Origin of the sequence: Pseudomonas sp. 2835, from assembly GCF_050435905.1 — a bacterium.
Classification (GTDB): Bacteria; Pseudomonadota; Gammaproteobacteria; order Pseudomonadales; family Pseudomonadaceae; genus Aquipseudomonas.
The window spans coordinates 402,933-418,218 of sequence record NZ_JBNDLE010000002.1 but is presented as its reverse complement, the minus strand read 5'-3'; the positions used below and the strand labels follow the sequence as shown (position 1 = coordinate 418,218).

Annotated in this window: 14 protein-coding genes; 2 read left to right on the top strand and 12 right to left on the bottom strand. The window is 61.5% G+C overall.

What is annotated here, in order from left to right; all coding sequences use genetic code 11:
* The first annotated feature begins 4 nt into the window (after positions 1-4).
* Positions 5-1,357, top strand: a complete 1,353-nt coding sequence (locus tag ABIE20_RS04020) for a hypothetical protein (protein WP_429502969.1) — start codon at positions 5-7, stop codon at positions 1,355-1,357.
* 63 nt (positions 1,358-1,420) lie between these two features.
* On the opposite strand, the gene ABIE20_RS04015 is transcribed toward ABIE20_RS04020, so the two are convergent.
* The 5 genes from ABIE20_RS04015 to zwf all read right to left on the bottom strand — a co-directional run bounded on the left by ABIE20_RS04015 (position 1,421) and on the right by zwf (position 5,953).
* Positions 1,421-2,128 (bottom strand): monalysin family beta-barrel pore-forming toxin, encoded by a 708-nt coding sequence (locus ABIE20_RS04015; protein WP_429502967.1) that lies wholly within the window; start codon positions 2,126-2,128, stop codon positions 1,421-1,423.
* Between the two features lie 55 nt (positions 2,129-2,183).
* On the bottom strand, positions 2,184-2,927 hold the full coding sequence (locus tag ABIE20_RS04010) for a monalysin family beta-barrel pore-forming toxin (protein ID WP_429502965.1): 744 nt from the start codon (positions 2,925-2,927) through the stop codon (positions 2,184-2,186).
* Positions 2,928-3,091: 164 nt separating this feature from the next.
* Positions 3,092-3,766, bottom strand: a complete 675-nt coding sequence (locus tag ABIE20_RS04005; protein WP_429502963.1) for a bifunctional 4-hydroxy-2-oxoglutarate aldolase/2-dehydro-3-deoxy-phosphogluconate aldolase — start codon at positions 3,764-3,766, stop codon at positions 3,092-3,094.
* A gap of 17 nt (positions 3,767-3,783) precedes the next feature.
* Positions 3,784-4,497: a 6-phosphogluconolactonase gene (gene pgl / locus ABIE20_RS04000; RefSeq protein ID WP_429502961.1), complete on the bottom strand. Its 714-nt coding sequence runs from the start codon at positions 4,495-4,497 to the stop codon at positions 3,784-3,786.
* Positions 4,484-5,953, bottom strand: coding sequence for a glucose-6-phosphate dehydrogenase (zwf, locus tag ABIE20_RS03995; RefSeq protein ID WP_429502959.1), 1,470 nt, complete (start codon positions 5,951-5,953; stop codon positions 4,484-4,486). Before zwf ends, pgl begins: the two co-directional genes overlap by 14 nt.
* 213 nt (positions 5,954-6,166) lie before the next feature.
* On the opposite strand from zwf, the gene hexR reads away from it, so the two are divergent.
* Positions 6,167-7,027 carry a DNA-binding transcriptional regulator HexR gene (hexR, locus tag ABIE20_RS03990; RefSeq protein ID WP_174242320.1) on the top strand — a complete coding sequence of 287 codons (861 nt, stop codon included), beginning with the start codon at positions 6,167-6,169 and terminating at the stop codon, positions 7,025-7,027.
* Here hexR and ABIE20_RS03985 read toward each other — a convergent pair.
* From ABIE20_RS03985 to ABIE20_RS03955, 7 genes are all read right to left on the bottom strand, one after another.
* Entirely contained in the window at positions 7,020-7,874 is an 855-nt protein-coding gene (locus tag ABIE20_RS03985; protein ID WP_429502957.1) for a D-hexose-6-phosphate mutarotase, read from the bottom strand. The two genes, hexR and ABIE20_RS03985, sit on opposite strands and share 8 nt — an antisense overlap.
* Before the next feature lie 143 nt (positions 7,875-8,017).
* Positions 8,018-9,364: a carbohydrate porin gene (locus tag ABIE20_RS03980; RefSeq protein ID WP_429502955.1), complete on the bottom strand. Its 1,347-nt coding sequence runs from the start codon at positions 9,362-9,364 to the stop codon at positions 8,018-8,020.
* A 54-nt stretch (positions 9,365-9,418) separates the two neighbouring features.
* Positions 9,419-10,573, bottom strand: coding sequence for an ABC transporter ATP-binding protein (locus ABIE20_RS03975; protein WP_429502953.1), 1,155 nt, complete (start codon positions 10,571-10,573; stop codon positions 9,419-9,421).
* Positions 10,574-10,578: 5 nt separating this feature from the next.
* The gene (locus ABIE20_RS03970) at positions 10,579-11,424 is read right to left on the bottom strand and encodes a carbohydrate ABC transporter permease (RefSeq protein ID WP_429502952.1); all 846 of its coding nucleotides are present in this window, start codon (positions 11,422-11,424) and stop codon (positions 10,579-10,581) included.
* Positions 11,417-12,325 carry a carbohydrate ABC transporter permease gene (locus ABIE20_RS03965; protein WP_045196443.1) on the bottom strand — a complete coding sequence of 303 codons (909 nt, stop codon included), beginning with the start codon at positions 12,323-12,325 and terminating at the stop codon, positions 11,417-11,419. Before ABIE20_RS03965 ends, ABIE20_RS03970 begins: the two co-directional genes overlap by 8 nt.
* Before the next feature lie 121 nt (positions 12,326-12,446).
* Positions 12,447-13,706 (bottom strand): ABC transporter substrate-binding protein, encoded by a 1,260-nt coding sequence (locus ABIE20_RS03960; protein WP_429502949.1) that lies wholly within the window; start codon positions 13,704-13,706, stop codon positions 12,447-12,449.
* Positions 13,707-13,850: 144 nt separating this feature from the next.
* Complete coding sequence (locus tag ABIE20_RS03955; protein WP_429503022.1) at positions 13,851-15,245, bottom strand: ATP-binding protein; 1,395 nt, start codon at positions 15,243-15,245, stop codon at positions 13,851-13,853.
* Positions 15,246-15,286: the final 41 nt, after the last annotated feature.

Sequence of the window (15,286 nt, the reverse complement as noted above, 5' to 3'; positions counted from 1 at the left end):
ACACATGACCCCTTCTACCCTCACCGGCACCGTGGCGCAGAACGCTCGCAGTTGCGAGGCCGTGCTGCGTAGCGCCGAACAGTTGCTGTCGGCCCTGAGCAGTCAGGAAGCGCGCCTGGAACAGGACATTCTTACCCGCCTGAGCAACATCGCCACACTCAAGCTCGAACATCGCCCGGCCCTCGATCAGGACACCCTGCAGCAACTGCAGGCACGCCAGGACGCCGAAGCGCAATCGCGCGCCGAACTTGCCCGGGTCGAAACGGATATCGCCGAGTCGCTGGCCGCCCAGCACCAGGTGCGCAGCCGCATTGAAAGCATCGATCGTCAGGTCAAGGAGCAACTGGCACTCGAACCTGACTGGTGCGAGCTGGGCGTGCAGTTGCTGGCCGCGCAAGAGGCCAACAGTGAAGTGAATACCGGCTACCAGGAGATCCGCCAGGAGTGCGTCGACAAGCTGCCGACGTACAGCGCCAACCCGATCTACTACCACCTGCTCAAGCGCGACTATGGCACTGAGCAGTACCGCCACAACTTTCTGCACCGCTGGCTCGACAACAAGCTGGCCAAGCGCGTCAACTTTGCCGGCAACCGCAACAACGAGCTGATCCTGCGGGCCATGCAGACCCGCAACGAAGAAATGCAAGGCGAGCGCCTGAGCCTGATTGCCGGGCTGCAGAAGGCTGTCGACCAGCGCCTTGCCCAGGCCCGTACAGCGGCAGGGATGGACCCGCTGAGCCATGAAGACGTTACCCTGAACAAGCACATCGTCGCCGCCAAGGCCCGGGCCAACGAGCAGCACCTGCGACTGGCCAATTTTGCCGGCAAGCAGGACCCGCATTACCTGCGCATCCGCCAGAACATCACCGAGCGCCTGCAGGCGCAAACCATCGAGCAACTGCTGGTCGAAGTACAAAAGACCCCGGACAGCAACGACGACAAGATCGCCGCCCAGCTCAAGGAACTGTACCCGCGCCTGCGTGACGTCCAGGACCGCCTGCCAGAGCTGCGCGCCCAGCATGACCGCGCCCTGCGCGATTATGAGCGAGCCAAGGAACTGGAGCGGGCGCTGCGCACCGACTATTACCGGGACAGCGACTACACCTACAACACGACCTTGAGCATCGAGCGCCTGCTGGCCGACTTCATGACCCGCGACCTCAGCCTGCACGCCCTGGAAACCGTGCTGCAAAGTGGCCGACGCCTGGTGCCGCGCAGTTCTTCGTCGAGCAGCTCTTCGTCATTCAGCTGGTCGAGCTCCGGCTCCAGCAGTTCGAGCTCAAGCTCAAGCTCCAGTGACTTCTCCACCTCCAGCAGCAGCGGTGGTGGCAGCTTCAGTACTACCGACAGTTTCTGAGAGCCTGGCCCGTCACGCCCGGATATCAGGCGTGATGGGTTGTTGACCATCAGTTTGGGTTAGTCAGAAGCCCCAGAAACCGATATCACCTTGCTCGCCATAGTGTTGGTAGCCTTCAAACAGGACCGCCTTTTTGATCTGCTCCCAGCTGAAAGGATTGATGGAATCGGCGCTGGGTAACATGACAATCTTCTGGGTGGCAAACGAAGTGAGAAAGACCAGGTCTTGCCGTACTACGCGGTCATAATCATCGACGACCAGATCGACGAGATTGTCATCCGCCGCCCGTTTCAGTTTGCCGCCTGCCAGCATCTTGTGCGCATATACCATATTGACTTGATATACATAGTTCGTCTCTCGAGCGGGAACCGCCAATGAACACTCGTCAGTGCTGGACTCTGAAAATGCCTCGCCATAGACACTTGCCTCGGTGATATCCGCCCCCAGTTTGATCGCCCCCAGCTTTATCCCGGCGCCGTAGGTTTTCGAGACGGCGGTCGCGTAGCTTTTGCTCATACCCTGGTGGGTGGTTACTTTAAAGGTTTGTTCAACACTGAGTTTGTTGACCAGTGGCTTGAGGTATTCCAGATAAGCAAATATAGGACGTGTCAAAACGTTCCATGAGGATCCCAGGTAGCTGACATCACCTTCGACTGTCATACCCTGCACCCAGCAGCCATAACTGGATGCACCCTCTGCAAACAAGTAGCGATCAATTTCGTAAGTGCCTTCTTTGAACGGCAGGTTTCGTATTTCCGGTTGATGATTCATAAGTGCATTCCTTGTCGTAACGGGTAGTGTTTTTATGTCCGAGCACGCCTGCTGATCAGTAGCGTCTTTTCGGATCGTTCAGAGCTTCCATGTCAAAACTCCAGGCGCCGGTATTCGCACCCGCAGCGTGCTTGTCGAGCAGTAAAAGTTTGAACAGCTCTTCTCTGGAGGGCGGCTGGTTTACCTCTCGGTCCAGCGCGTGGGCGCAAAGCCGGCTAGTGGCAACCGAGGACAGGAACAGCAAGTCCTTTTTTCTCTCAGCCTGGGCGACGCAGGTATGGGAGGAACTGAACAGGCTACCGACGGTTTCAGCGGCATTGAAAGAACGATGGGCGTACACCAGTGCCACTTGATAGATCACGTACGTAGCCTTTCCCGGAACCAGCAATGATTGTTTATATGGCCTCGCTGGCGCCCAGGCCCGCTCGGAACTCATGCCGGTTTGAAGGTTTGAGAACGCATTGACTTGATCAATTGCAGCAGACACCGAACAGTCTTTGGCTGTGCCTTTGAAAAACCAGAGTTGATGCCCCTGAACAGCGGTGACCTCCAGGGACTGATTGCCAGCCCCCTGCATGACCCGCGTGTCTACATGTGCCAGATAGGCAAACACCGGCCGGCTGATGGTTGGCCACTTGCGCCCTTTGAAATTGACTTCGCCATAGATCGACTGCCCGGTAACCCAGCAGCCGCGGGCAAGGCTTTGATTACCCACCAGATAACGTTCAATTTCGTACGAACCGCTCATGAGCGGGTAGCCGAGCAGCCCGGCTTTGTCGCTTGCTTCTTCGTCTTGCATAACGCACCTCAGTTGAAAGTCGTTCAGCCTTTCAACCGTACGGCGCTGTCGACAATCACGACAGCCGGACGTCCTTCCTTGCAGCATCGAGAAATCACAGGCAAAAAAAAAGGTGCGCCGACCAAGCGCACCTCAAAGCCGTGTAGCACACAACGAATTTGCTTTCAGTCCAGCAGTGCCAGGGCCTCGGCGCTGCAGGCTTGAATACGGGCCCAGTCGCGGTTGTTGATCCAGCTGCTGTCGAGCATCCAGGTACCGCCCACGCACATCACATTGGCCAGGGCCATGTACTGTTTCACATTGCCCGGGTTGACCCCGCCGGTGGGGCAGAAGCGCACGTCGCCGAACGGCCCGCCATAGGCCTTGATCGCCGCTACACCGCCGCTGATTTCAGCCGGGAACAGCTTGAAGCGCCGGTAGCCCAGGGCATAACCCATCATGATTTCCGATGGCGTGCTGATGCCTGGCAGCAGCGGGATGCCGCTGTCGACACCGGCCTCGAGCAAATCCTGGGTGATGCCCGGGGTGACCACGAACTGCGCGCCGGCCGCTTGCACGGCGGCAAACATGTTGCGGTCCAGGACCGTGCCCGCGCCGATGCACAACTCGGGGCGCTGCTCGCGCAGCACCTGGATGGCCTTGAGGCCATGGGACGAGCGCAGCGTCACTTCCAGGGTCTTGATACCACCGGCTGCCAGGGCGTCGGCCAGGGGCAGGATGTCTTCTTCGCGGGCGATGGTGATTACCGGCAGAATGCGCGCCTGGGTGCAGATCTGATCGATCCGGGCAATCTTGTCGGCCATGGAAGCTCCCGGCTGTTTCAGTTCATGCGTGGTCATAACGGCAGATCCTTGGCTCATGGGCACCAGTAAATATCCAGAGGGTCTTGTAAGAAGGCACGAATCGGCATCTCGGCCAGGTCATCGCCAGCCAGCGCGGCGCGCAGGGTAGCGAGTTTGCCCGGGCCCTGCACCGACAAGGCGGTAAATTCAGCGCTCGCCAGCAGCGCCCGGGTCATGCTCAGGCGCTGATGCGGCACGCTTGGCGCCAACATCGGCAGGCAGCGACGAACACTGGCCGGGTCGAGGCCTTCGGCCAGGTTCGGACTGTTGGGGAACAGCGAAGCGGTATGACCGTCATCGCCCATGCCCAGAACCAGTACGTCGATTGCCGGCAGCTCGGCCAGTGCCTGGTCGGTTTCCTGCGCAGCTGCTTCAAGGTTCGCAGCAGCGTTGTAAAGATTGAGAAACCGTGCCTTGGCAGCAGGGCCAATCAACAGGTGGCGCTTGAGCAGGCCAGCATTGCTGTCGGCATGCTCCACTGGTACCCAGCGCTCATCGGCCAGGGTCACCAGTACCTTCGACCAGTCAAGCGGTAGCTTGAGCAGCGCACTGAAGAACGCCACCGGGCTGCGGCCGCCCGACACTACCAAGGTGGCCTGGCCCTTGTCGGCAATCGCCGCATTCAGGCGCCCAGCGACGTCCTTGGCCAAGCCCTCGGCCAGCAGCGCGGGTGTCTTGAAATCATGTGCCGCGACGTTTGCCGGCAGTTGCAGTTCAGATATCGCCATACCAGGAGCTCCCATCGCGGGTAATCAGTGCAATCGAGCTCATCGGCCCCCAGGAACCGGCGGCATAGGGCTTGGGCGCGTCGCCCGACTGTTTCCAGCCGGCGATCAGTTGATCGCACCACTTCCACGCGTATTCAATTTCGTCTTTGCGCACAAACAGGTTCTGATTGCCGCGCATCACTTCCAGTAACAACCGCTCGTAGGCGTCGGGGATCCGCGCGCTACGCCAGGTGTCGGAAAAATTCAGCTGCAAGGGCCCGCTGCGCAGTTGCATGCCTTTGTCCAGGCCCTGCTCCTTGGTCATCACCCGCAGCGAGATACCTTCATCCGGCTGCAGCCGGATGATCAGCTTGTTGCCGATTTGCAGGCGCTGCTCCGGGGCGAAGATGTAGTGCGGGGTTTCCTTGAAGTGGATAACGATCTGCGACAGCTTTTGCGGCATGCGCTTGCCGGTGCGCAGGTAGAACGGCACTCCGGCCCAGCGCCAGTTGCGGATATCGGCGCGCAGGGCGACAAAGGTCTCGGTGTCGCTCTGGGCGTTGGCGTTGTCTTCTTCCAGGTAACCGGGCACCGGCTTGCCTTCGCTGTAGCCGGCAATGTACTGGCCACGCACCACCTGGGTGCTCAGGCCCTCGCCCTTGATCGGCGCCAGGGCCTTGAGCACCTTGACCTTCTCGTCGCGGATGCTGTCGGCCGAAAGGTCGCTGGGCGGGTCCATTGCAATCAGGCAAAGCAGCTGCAGCAGGTGATTCTGGATCATGTCGCGCAGTTGCCCGGCCTTGTCGAAATAGCCCCAGCGCCCTTCTATGCCGACCTTTTCGGCAACGGTGATTTCCACATGGGAAATCGAGTTCTGGTTCCACTGGGTTTCGAACAGGCTGTTGGCAAAGCGCAGGGCGATGAGGTTCTGCACCGTCTCCTTGCCCAGGTAATGGTCGATGCGGTAAACGCGATTTTCCGGAAAGTACTGGGCCACGGCGTCATTGACCCGCCGCGAGGACTCCAGGTCATGGCCGATGGGCTTTTCCAGCACCACCCGGGTACGGGCACTAAGGCCGGCCTTGTCGAGGTTCTCGCAGATGCCGCCATACACCGCCGCCGGGGTGGCGAAATAGGCGATCAGCTGGCTGTAGCTGCCGACCTGCTCGGCCAGGGCCTGGTAGTCCTCGGCCTTGAGGAAATCGACGTGCAGGTAGCTCAGGCGGGCGAGAAAGCGCAGCAATACCGGCGCCTCGATCTGCCCGGCGGGCACGAACTCCTGCAGGTGCGCCTCGATCGATGCCAAGTGCTCATCGACACTGCCCGGCTCGCGGGCCAGGGCCAGCACGCGGGTATCGGCGTGCAGCAAGCCGGCCCGGTCGAGCTGGTAGAGCGCCGGAAACAGCTTGCGCAAGGCCAGGTCGCCAAGGGCGCCAAACAGGGCAAAGGTGCAGGGTTCAACGCTGATCGAAGCCATGATGTTGGTTCTTTTATCAAGTTGACGTAGAAATACCGTTTTCAATCGCAGTTTTCAAGGAATAATGTAGTAAAAACCACAACATTTTACCCAGTGGACAGATTCAAGTGGTGTGCCATCCATGCCATCAGTACGATAGGCCACCGTGTCAAAAGCCCGCTGCTGTCGCCAGCCGGCTGTCTCAACGACCCAAGGAAAACACCCATGGACCGCGTGCGAAACCTCCTGGAGCAGATCCAGGGCCGCCTCGAAGAGCTGAACAAGGCTGAGCGCAAAGTCGCCGAAGTCATCCTGCTCAATCCCCAGCAAGCCACCCGTTTCAGCATCGCCGCCCTGGCCCAGGCCGCCAAAGTCAGCGAACCGACGGTCAACCGTTTCTGCCGCTCGTTCGGCGTCAGCGGCTACCCCGAGCTCAAGCTGCAACTGGCACAGAGCCTGGCCAGTGGCGCCGCCTATGTCAGCCGGGCGGTGGAAGCCGATGACGATCCGGCCTCCTACACTCAAAAAATCTTCGGCAGCGCCATCGCCTCGTTGGACAGTGCCTGCCAGCAACTTGATCCACAGTTGATCAGCCGCGCGGTCGACATGCTGATCCAGGCCCGGCAGATCCACTTCTTCGGCCTTGGCGCCTCGGCGCCGGTGGCCCTGGATGCCCAGCACAAGTTCTTCCGTTTCAACCTGGCGGTGTCGGCCCATGCCGATGTGCTGATGCAGCGCATGCTGGCCTCGGTGGCCCACACCGGCGAGCTGTTCGTAATCATCTCCTACACCGGGCGCACCCGCGAACTGGTCGAAGTGGCACGCCTGGCCCGCGAAAACGGCGCCTCGGTACTTGGCCTGACGGCCGCCGACTCGCCACTGGCCAAGGCCAGCAGCCTGAGCCTGAACATCCCGCTACCGGAAGACACCGACATCTATATGCCGATGACCTCGCGGATCATCCAGCTGACCGTTCTCGACGTGCTGGCCACCGGCATGACCCTGCGCCGCGGCGTCGATTTCCAGCCGCACCTGCGCAAGATCAAAGAAAGCCTCAACGCCAGCCGTTACCCGATCGACGACGAACTCAACTGAGTAGGTGCGCCTGCAGCCGCAGGTGCGCTTGCTCGCCGGGCGCCAGGCTCAGGCTGTCACTGCTGCCGCTGGCCGCCTCGACGCAGACGAAACCCAGGGTTTCGCTGCCACTGACGCCCATCAATGGCCGGCTGCCGGGGTGCCAGACCACGGTGTCCTCGCTGTCACCGGTATCGATGCACAACTGGCGCTGCCAGGCCGGGTCGTGCAGTTGCAGGGTCGCCGCATTGGGGAATACCCGCTGGCAACCACCATGGACCTTCAAGGCGCCCTTCTGACGGCAGGCCTGACGGTTCAAACGGTCGTAACCCTCAATGTTTTCTAGCCCAGACAGCGCTATCTCGGAAACGTCACTAATACGCCAGTAAGCCAGCAGAGCATGACTCAACTGACAAGGCTGGCTGTCCTGGTGTTCGGTACTCAGTTGCAGCTCCATGCGTTTGCCCAGCTTGGCCAGCAGATCAACCTGCCAGTCGCACAATTGCAGGCGCCACTTCAGGGTCACGCCGTCGTCCTCTTCGCTGCTGTCGATCAGCTTCCAGTCGAGCAGCCGCGCCCAGCCATGGGCCGGCCACATGTCTTCGCTGGGGTGACGGCCGTACCAGGGCCAGCACACCGGCACACCACCACGGATGGCGCCGACTTGTGGCCACTGCGCCGCACACCACAGCCAGGGGCGCTCGCCCTGGGGCTGGAAGTGCAACAACTGCGCGCCCTGACGGCTGAATACCGCCTGGCATTGCGGGTGATCGATGATCAGCACATCGCGCTGCTGGTAACGCTCCCACTCGAAGGTCGGCCTGGGCCTCTGTGAGGTGAAGAAGCGTTGTAGCGGGTGCTCTGGCATGGCGGGAAACTCTTGTTATTCAGTGGGAACGCTATCGCTGGCAAGCCAGCTCCCACAGGTTCTGCGCAATCCATGTGGGAGCTGGCTTGCCAGCGATCGACCGCACAGCGGTCGCAATATGCGTAAATTTACAACATATCGCCTCAGAACGACGACTGAATCTTCAACCCGGCGACCAGCGCGTTATCCACCTCATCCACCCCGCCCGGGCTCTTGATGTACTGCAGGTTCGGCCGCACGGTCAGCCAGTTGGTGACGTGGAAGCCGTAGTACAGCTCGGCGTTGTACTCGGTCTTCTGGATCGGCACGAACGCCGGATTGTCGTAATCGTCGATGCCGCTCTGCTGGTTGAGCAGTTTTGCCCTGTCCTGCACATCATCGTTGACGTGGATGCGCGCCACGCCAAAGCCGATGTCATCCTTGGGCCGGCCATCGAAGGCACCCTTGTAGACCATGCCCACCTGCTGGTAGTTGTCGACCACGTTGGTGGCCTTGTCGTGCACAGTGAAGTTGGCGAACAGGCTCAGGCCACGGTTGGCATCACCGTTGTGCGTAGTGACTTGCTGCTGGGCCACCACCCACCAGCCATGTTTGCTTGAATGCGATTTGAAGGCGGCGCCAGTCAATGCCTGGGGCTGGCCATTGAGGTCGTCGTAGACGTCATCGGCCTTGGCCGTGCTGTAGTAGTAACCCAGGCGGTACTCGCCCGGCAGGCCATTGACCTGCGGCGACCAGACCAGCTCCACCGGCAGGATCATGCCCTTGGTGCCGCTGCCGCTGAGCTTGAAGCCGTTGCCGGTCTCAAGGTTGGAGGGGTTCTGTTCATACACGCCGACCTGGGCGAAAAACTCCGGGGTGATGTTGTACTTGACCCGCATCGCCCACTGGCTGACCGGCCAGTTGTACCAGATGCCGCCCACCCAGTTGCCCACTTGCGAGCCGCAGAACGCCAGGTTCTGGAAGTCGCAGGGAAAGCTGTTGAAATCCTCGCCCTCACCGAAGCGCCCGACCTTGATGTCCAGGGCGCCATCGAAATACTTCTGCTTGACCCACATCTGCGTCAGGCGCCAGGTCTGGCCACGACCCCAGACTTCCTGCACCGAACTGAACTGGCCGGCGCGCGGGTCGCTGATGCGGTCGTTGGACAGGTTGCGACCGCTACGTTCGGTGATCGCCAGTTTGAACTCGGCATCGTGCCAGCCGAAGATCTTCTCCAGGTCCAGGTGTGCGCCAAGGGCGAACTGATCGCTGTAGCGCGCAGTCTTGTCGTCGTTGTAGCCACCGTTGAGGTTACCGGCCACCTCGCCGACGTAATCGAGGGTGAAGTCGTAGCCCTTCTCCAGCAATTCGGTGCGGGTGCCGCCCCAGTCACCGCTCATCCATTTCGACTCCGGGGCAAAGGCGCCGGCCGCCTGCGCCCCGCAACTGACGCCCAGGGCCGCCAGCAGGGTCAGCGGCGCCAGTGGCTTGATACGCTTGAAGTGATCCATCCCTTGTTTCCTCGTTTTATTGTTCTCGATGGGTTTCTACGTTCTATAACGAATTCAACGGCCTTTGAATTGGGCGACATTGTCGTTGCCGGCCTGCACGGGCGCGGCAACCCCAAGGCGCTCGCCAGTAGCGGCATCGAACAGCAGCACCCGCGCCGGGTCGAACTGCAGGTTGAGGGTGTCGCCGACCTGGGTCGGCACATCCGGGGCCAGGCGGCAGCAGACCTTGGTCTGGTTGAGCATGACGAATACCAGCAGGTCCGGCCCGGTGGGCTCGGTGATCTGCACTTCGGCACGAATGCTCGGCAAACCGTTGGCCTGGGCCGGGGCCAGGGCGATCTGTTCGGGACGAATGCCAAGGATCACTTCGCGCTCCTCCAGCCCCGCCACGTTGAACCCCAAGGGTAGCTCGCAACGGGCCTGGCCACTGTCGAGCAGCGCCAGCAGGCGGCCGTCCTTGCGCTGCAGGCGCAGGGGAATGAAGTTCATCGGTGGCGAGCCGATGAAGCTTGCGACGAACAGGTTGGCCGGATCGTTGTAGATCTGCTGCGGGGTGCCGAACTGCTGGATCAGCCCGTCCTTCATCACCGCTACCTTGTCGCCGAGGGTCATGGCTTCGATCTGGTCGTGGGTGACGTACACCGTGGTGGTTTTCAGGCGTTGGTGCATCAGCTTGATTTCGGTGCGCATCTCGACCCGCAGCTTGGCGTCGAGGTTCGACAGCGGCTCGTCGAACAGGTAGATCTTCGGCCGCCGCGCCAGCGCCCGGCCCATGGCCACGCGCTGCTGCTGGCCGCCGGACAGTTGTCCGGGCTTGCGTGCCAGCAGGTGTTCGATCTGCAGCAGCTTGGCCACCCGCGCCACTTCTTCATCGATGGCGGCGGCGGGCATCTTGCGCATTTTCAGGCCGAAGGCGATGTTGTCGCGCACGTTCATGGTCGGGTACAGCGCGTAGGATTGGAACACCATGGCGATGTCGCGATCCTTGGGGCTCATGCCACTGATGTCGGCATCGTCCACCAGGATCGCCCCGCCGCTGATCTGTTCAAGGCCGGCGATGCAGTTCATCAGGGTCGATTTACCGCAGCCGGACGGACCGACCAGGATCAGGAACTCGCCGGAGTCGATCGACAGCTCGATGTTCTTCAGGGTATCCGGCAGACCGCTGCCGTAGCTCTTGTTGACGTTGCGCAGTTCAAGCGTTGCCATTGTGTTTACCCCTTGACCGCGCCGGCCGTAAGCCCGCGCAGGAAATACTTGCCAGCCAGCACATAGACCAACAGGGTCGGTAACCCGGCGATCATCGCCGCCGCCATGTCGACGTTGTATTCCTTGACCCCGGTGCTGGTGTTGACCAGGTTGTTCAGGGCCACGGTGATCGGTTGCGCATCGCCGCTGGCGAACACCACACCGAAGAGAAAGTCGTTCCAGATCTGGGTGAACTGCCAGATCAGGCAGACCATGATGATCGGCACCGACATCGGCAGCAGGATGCGCCCGAAGATGGTGAAAAACCCCGCGCCATCGAGCCGCGCCGCACGCACCAGCGCCTCGGGTACGCTGCAGTAGTAGTTGCGGAAAAACAGCGTGGTAAAGGCCAGCCCGTAGACGATATGCACCAGCACCAGGCCAGTGGTGGTGCTGGCCAGGCCCAGCTTGCCGAGGGTGAACGAAGCGGGCAGCAGCACGGTCTGGAACGGCAGGAAGCAGCCGAACAACAGCAACCCGAAGAACAACTGCGAACCCCGGAAGCGCCACATCGACAGCACATACCCGTTCAGCGCACCGAGCAGGGTCGAGATCACCACCGCCGGCACGGTGATCTTCACCGAGTTCCAGAAGTAGCCGCCGACTGTGTCCCAGGCCTTGATCCAGCCGATGCCGGTGATCACCTCGGGCCAGCTCAGCAGGTTGCCGGTGCGAATGTCTTCCGGCGACTTGAAGCTGGTCAGCAGCATCACGATCAGCGGGATCAGGTACAGCGCGCAGGCCAGGATCAGGGTCGAGTAAATCGCCAGGCGGCTGAAGCTCAACGAGCGGGGAGCGAGGGACCTAGTCATGGCGCTTGTTCCTCAGTTCCGAATACAGGTAAGGCACCAGGATCGACAAGATCGCGCCGAGCATCAGGATCGCGCTGGCCGAGCCCATGCCCATCTGCCCGCGGCTGAAGGTGAAGGAATACATGAACATCGCCGGCAGGTCAGAGGCATAGCCCGGGCCGCCTGCGGTCATCGCGGCGACCAGGTCGAAACTCTTGATGGCGATGTGCGCAAGGATCATCAGTGCGCTGAAGAACACCGGGCGCAGGCTCGGCAAGACAATACGCAGGTAGATGCTCGGCAGGCTGGCGCCATCGACCTGCGCGGCGCGGATGATCGATTGATCGACGCCACGCAGGCCGGCCAGAAACAGCGCCATGACAAAGCCCGAGGCCTGCCACACGGCGGCGATCACCAGGCAGTAGACGACCCGGTCGGGGTCCACCAGCCAGTCCAGGCGAAAGCCTTCCCAGCCCCAGTCGCGAAGCATTTTGTCCAGGCCCAGGCCGGGGTTGAGCAGCCACTTCCAGGCGGTACCGGTGACGATCATCGACAGCGCCATGGGGTACAGGTAAATGGTGCGAATGAAGCCTTCGCGGCGGATGCGCTGGTCGAGCAGCACCGCCAGCAGCACGCCAATCACCAGGCTGATGGCGATGAACATGCCGCCGAACAGCAGCAGGTTCTTGCTCGCCACCCACCAGCGGTCGTTCTCCATCAGCCGCGCGTATTGCGCCAGGCCCACCCATTTGTAGCTGGGCATGAAGCTTGAGTTGGTGAATGACAGGACGAAGGTCCAGAGGATGTAGCCGTAAAAGCCCACCAGAACGATCAACATGCTTGGCGCCAGGACCAGTTTCGGTAACCAGCGTTGCAGGGCGTCGAGGGGGGAGGCCTTGTTGAGTGTGGCAACAGTGCTCATCAGGATGATCTCGTGTGGAGGCTGTCGCGGGGCAAGCCCGCTCCTACAGGGATGCGTTGCTGTTGTGGGAGCGGGCTTGCCCCGCGAAGGGTCCGAAAGCCCGCCCCCACATATCAGCCCATCACTTGGCCGACTTGATCGCCGAATTCAGCTGCTTGACCGCCGTCGCCGGGTCGGCTTTCGGGTCGTTGAAGAAGTTGGTGACGACATCGAAGATCGCCCCCTGTACCGCCAGCGAGGTCGCCATGTTGTGGGCCATGCTCGGTTGCAGGCCGTCGCCTTTTTCCGCTTCCTTGAAGTCCACCGACGACTTCTGCGTGCAGGCGTCGAACGCGCTCATGTCCATGTCCTGGCGCACCGGCAGGGAGCCCTTGTTCTGGTTGAACACGGTCTGGAACTGCGGCTCCAGGGCGACCTTGGCCAGGTCGTTCTGGGCCTTGATGTCGTCCTCGTTCTTGAGCTTGAACATCGCCAGCGAGTCGATGTTGTAGGCAAAGCTGCCCTGGGTGCCGGGGAAGGCCACGCACTGATAGTCCTTGCCCGCCACCTTGCCGGCGGCGGTCCATTCGCTCTTGGCCCAGTCGCCCATGATCTGCATGCCGGCCTTGCCGTTGATGACCTCGGCGGCGGCGATGTTCCAGTCACGCCCGGCGCGGTTGGGGTCCATGTAGGTGCCCAGGCGTTGCAGAGTTTTGAACACCTCGACCATCTTCTCGCCGGTCAGGGTGCTTTCATCCAGTTCGACAAAGGCTTGGTGATAACCCTGGGGCCCGAGAATGCTCAGCACCAGGTCTTCAAACACAGTGCTGTCCTGCCACGGCTGACCGCCATGGGCCAGCGGGATGAAACCAGCCGCCTTGAGCTTGTCGGCGGCAACGAACAGCTCATCGAGGGTGGTCGGCACCTTGGCCCCGGCCTTGTCGAACACTTGCGGGTTGATCCACAACCAGTTGACCCGATGGATGTTCACCGGCACCGCAACGTAGTGGCCGTCGTACTGCATGATCTGCGCGACTTTCTTCGGCAGCAGGGCGTCCCAGTTGTTGGCCTTGGCGACATCGTCGAGTTCGGTGAGCAGGCCCAGCGCGCCCCATTCCTGGATGTCCGGGCCCTTGATCTGGGCGGCGCCTGGAGGGTTTCCGGCCACGGCGCGGCTCTTGAGTACGGTCATGGCCGCAGCACCACCGCCACCGGCGACGGCGTTGTCCTTCCAGGTGAAGCCGTCTTTCTCGACTTGTTCCTTGAGGGTTTTCACCGCTGCGGCTTCACCACCGGAAGTCCACCAATGAGTGACTTCAACGGTACCGTTGGCGGCAATTGCACTGAGGGGCAACAAGGAGGCGAGGGAAATGACAGCGGCGAGGCGATTGATCGCATTCATCGAGAGAAACCTTTTCTTGTTGTTATGCAGGTGCAAGTCGTGGTGCTTGCGCTTGCATCGGAGTCTAACCAGCGGCGTGGGCACCGGAGGTAACGAAGGGATGCGTAAATGTCACCAGTTGGTGACATTCGCCCAAAGAAGGTTTCAGTCACTGCTGCGCGGCAAGCTCAAGGTCACCCGCAGGCCACCTTCGCGCAAGTTGCGCAGGCTCACCTCGCCGCCGTGACTGTGGGCAATGTTGCGCGCGATACCCAGGCCCAGGCCGTAGCCCTGTTGCTGCCCGGCCAGGCGAAAGTGCGGCTCGAACACCTGCTCCTGACGTTGCTCGGGTACGCCCGGGCCTTCGTCATCGACCTGCAAGACAAAGCCGCTGTCACTGTCGAGGATGCGCAGGTGGGCGCGCTCGCCGTATTTCAGGGCGTTGTCGATCAGGTTGCCGATGCAGCGCTTGAGTGCCAGCGGCTTGCCCGGATACGGCGCCAGGGCGCGGCCTTCAAGGGTGATCTGGCCACTGCCCAGATACGGCTCGACCAGGCATTCGAGCACCTGGTTGAGGTCGATACGCTCGATGTTCTCGTGGATGTCGGTGTCTTTCACGCATTGCAGCGCGCCCTTGACCAGCATCTCCAGCTCATCGAGGTCGCGGCCGAACTTGGCCTGCAACTGCTCGTCATCGAGCAGCTCGACCCGCAAGCGCAAGCGCGTGATCGGTGTGCGCAGGTCGTGGGAGATGGCGCTGAACAACTGGCTGCGCTCGGTCAGGTAGCGGCTGATGCGCTCGCGCATGGCGTTGAAGGCGCGGCCCACCTCCTCCACTTCACTGCCACCGCCTTCGGTCACCGGCTCGACGTCAGCGCCCAGCGACATCTCCCGCGCAGCCAGGGCCAGGCGCTTGAGCGGGCGGCTCTGCCAGTGCACCAGCAGGCCGATGAACAACAGCAGGAATGAACTGGTGAGGACGATGAACCATAGTTGCTGGCTGGGCAGGCCCTGCTCTTCGAGGCTGGTGTAGGGCTCGGGCAGCAGTGAGGCAATGTACAACCACTCGTCTTCGGCGAGGTGGATCTGGGTCACCAGCACCGGCGGGTTGATCGGCTCCAGGGTCAGCGCGTAATGGGCCCAGGAGCGCGGCAGTTCATCGAGTTTCAGGCCACTGTTGAAAATGCGCAGATCCTGCGGGCTGACGAACTGGATGGAAATTTCCAGCGGCGCGCCCAGGCGCTGATGCAACACATCGCCGACGGCATCGATCACCGCGGCCTTGCGCGGCGTGGTGGGCAAGACCTGCATGTCCAGGGGTTTATCGTTGAGGGACACGACAAAACGGGTGCCGCCCATGCTGCGCAACTGGTCAAGCACCATCGGCCGGTACGCCACCGGCAGCGAACGAAAATAACTGACGCTGGCACCCATCGAATGGGCCAGGCTGCGTGCGCTGGCAACCAGGCCTTCCATCTGGCTGGCGCGCAATTGCGACAGCCAGATCAGGCTCGATAACGCTTGCGCCAGCAACACCACCAGCAGGGTCAACAGCAGCATGCGCCCCAGCAGCGAACGCGGCAGCGGCAGGCGCCAGCGCC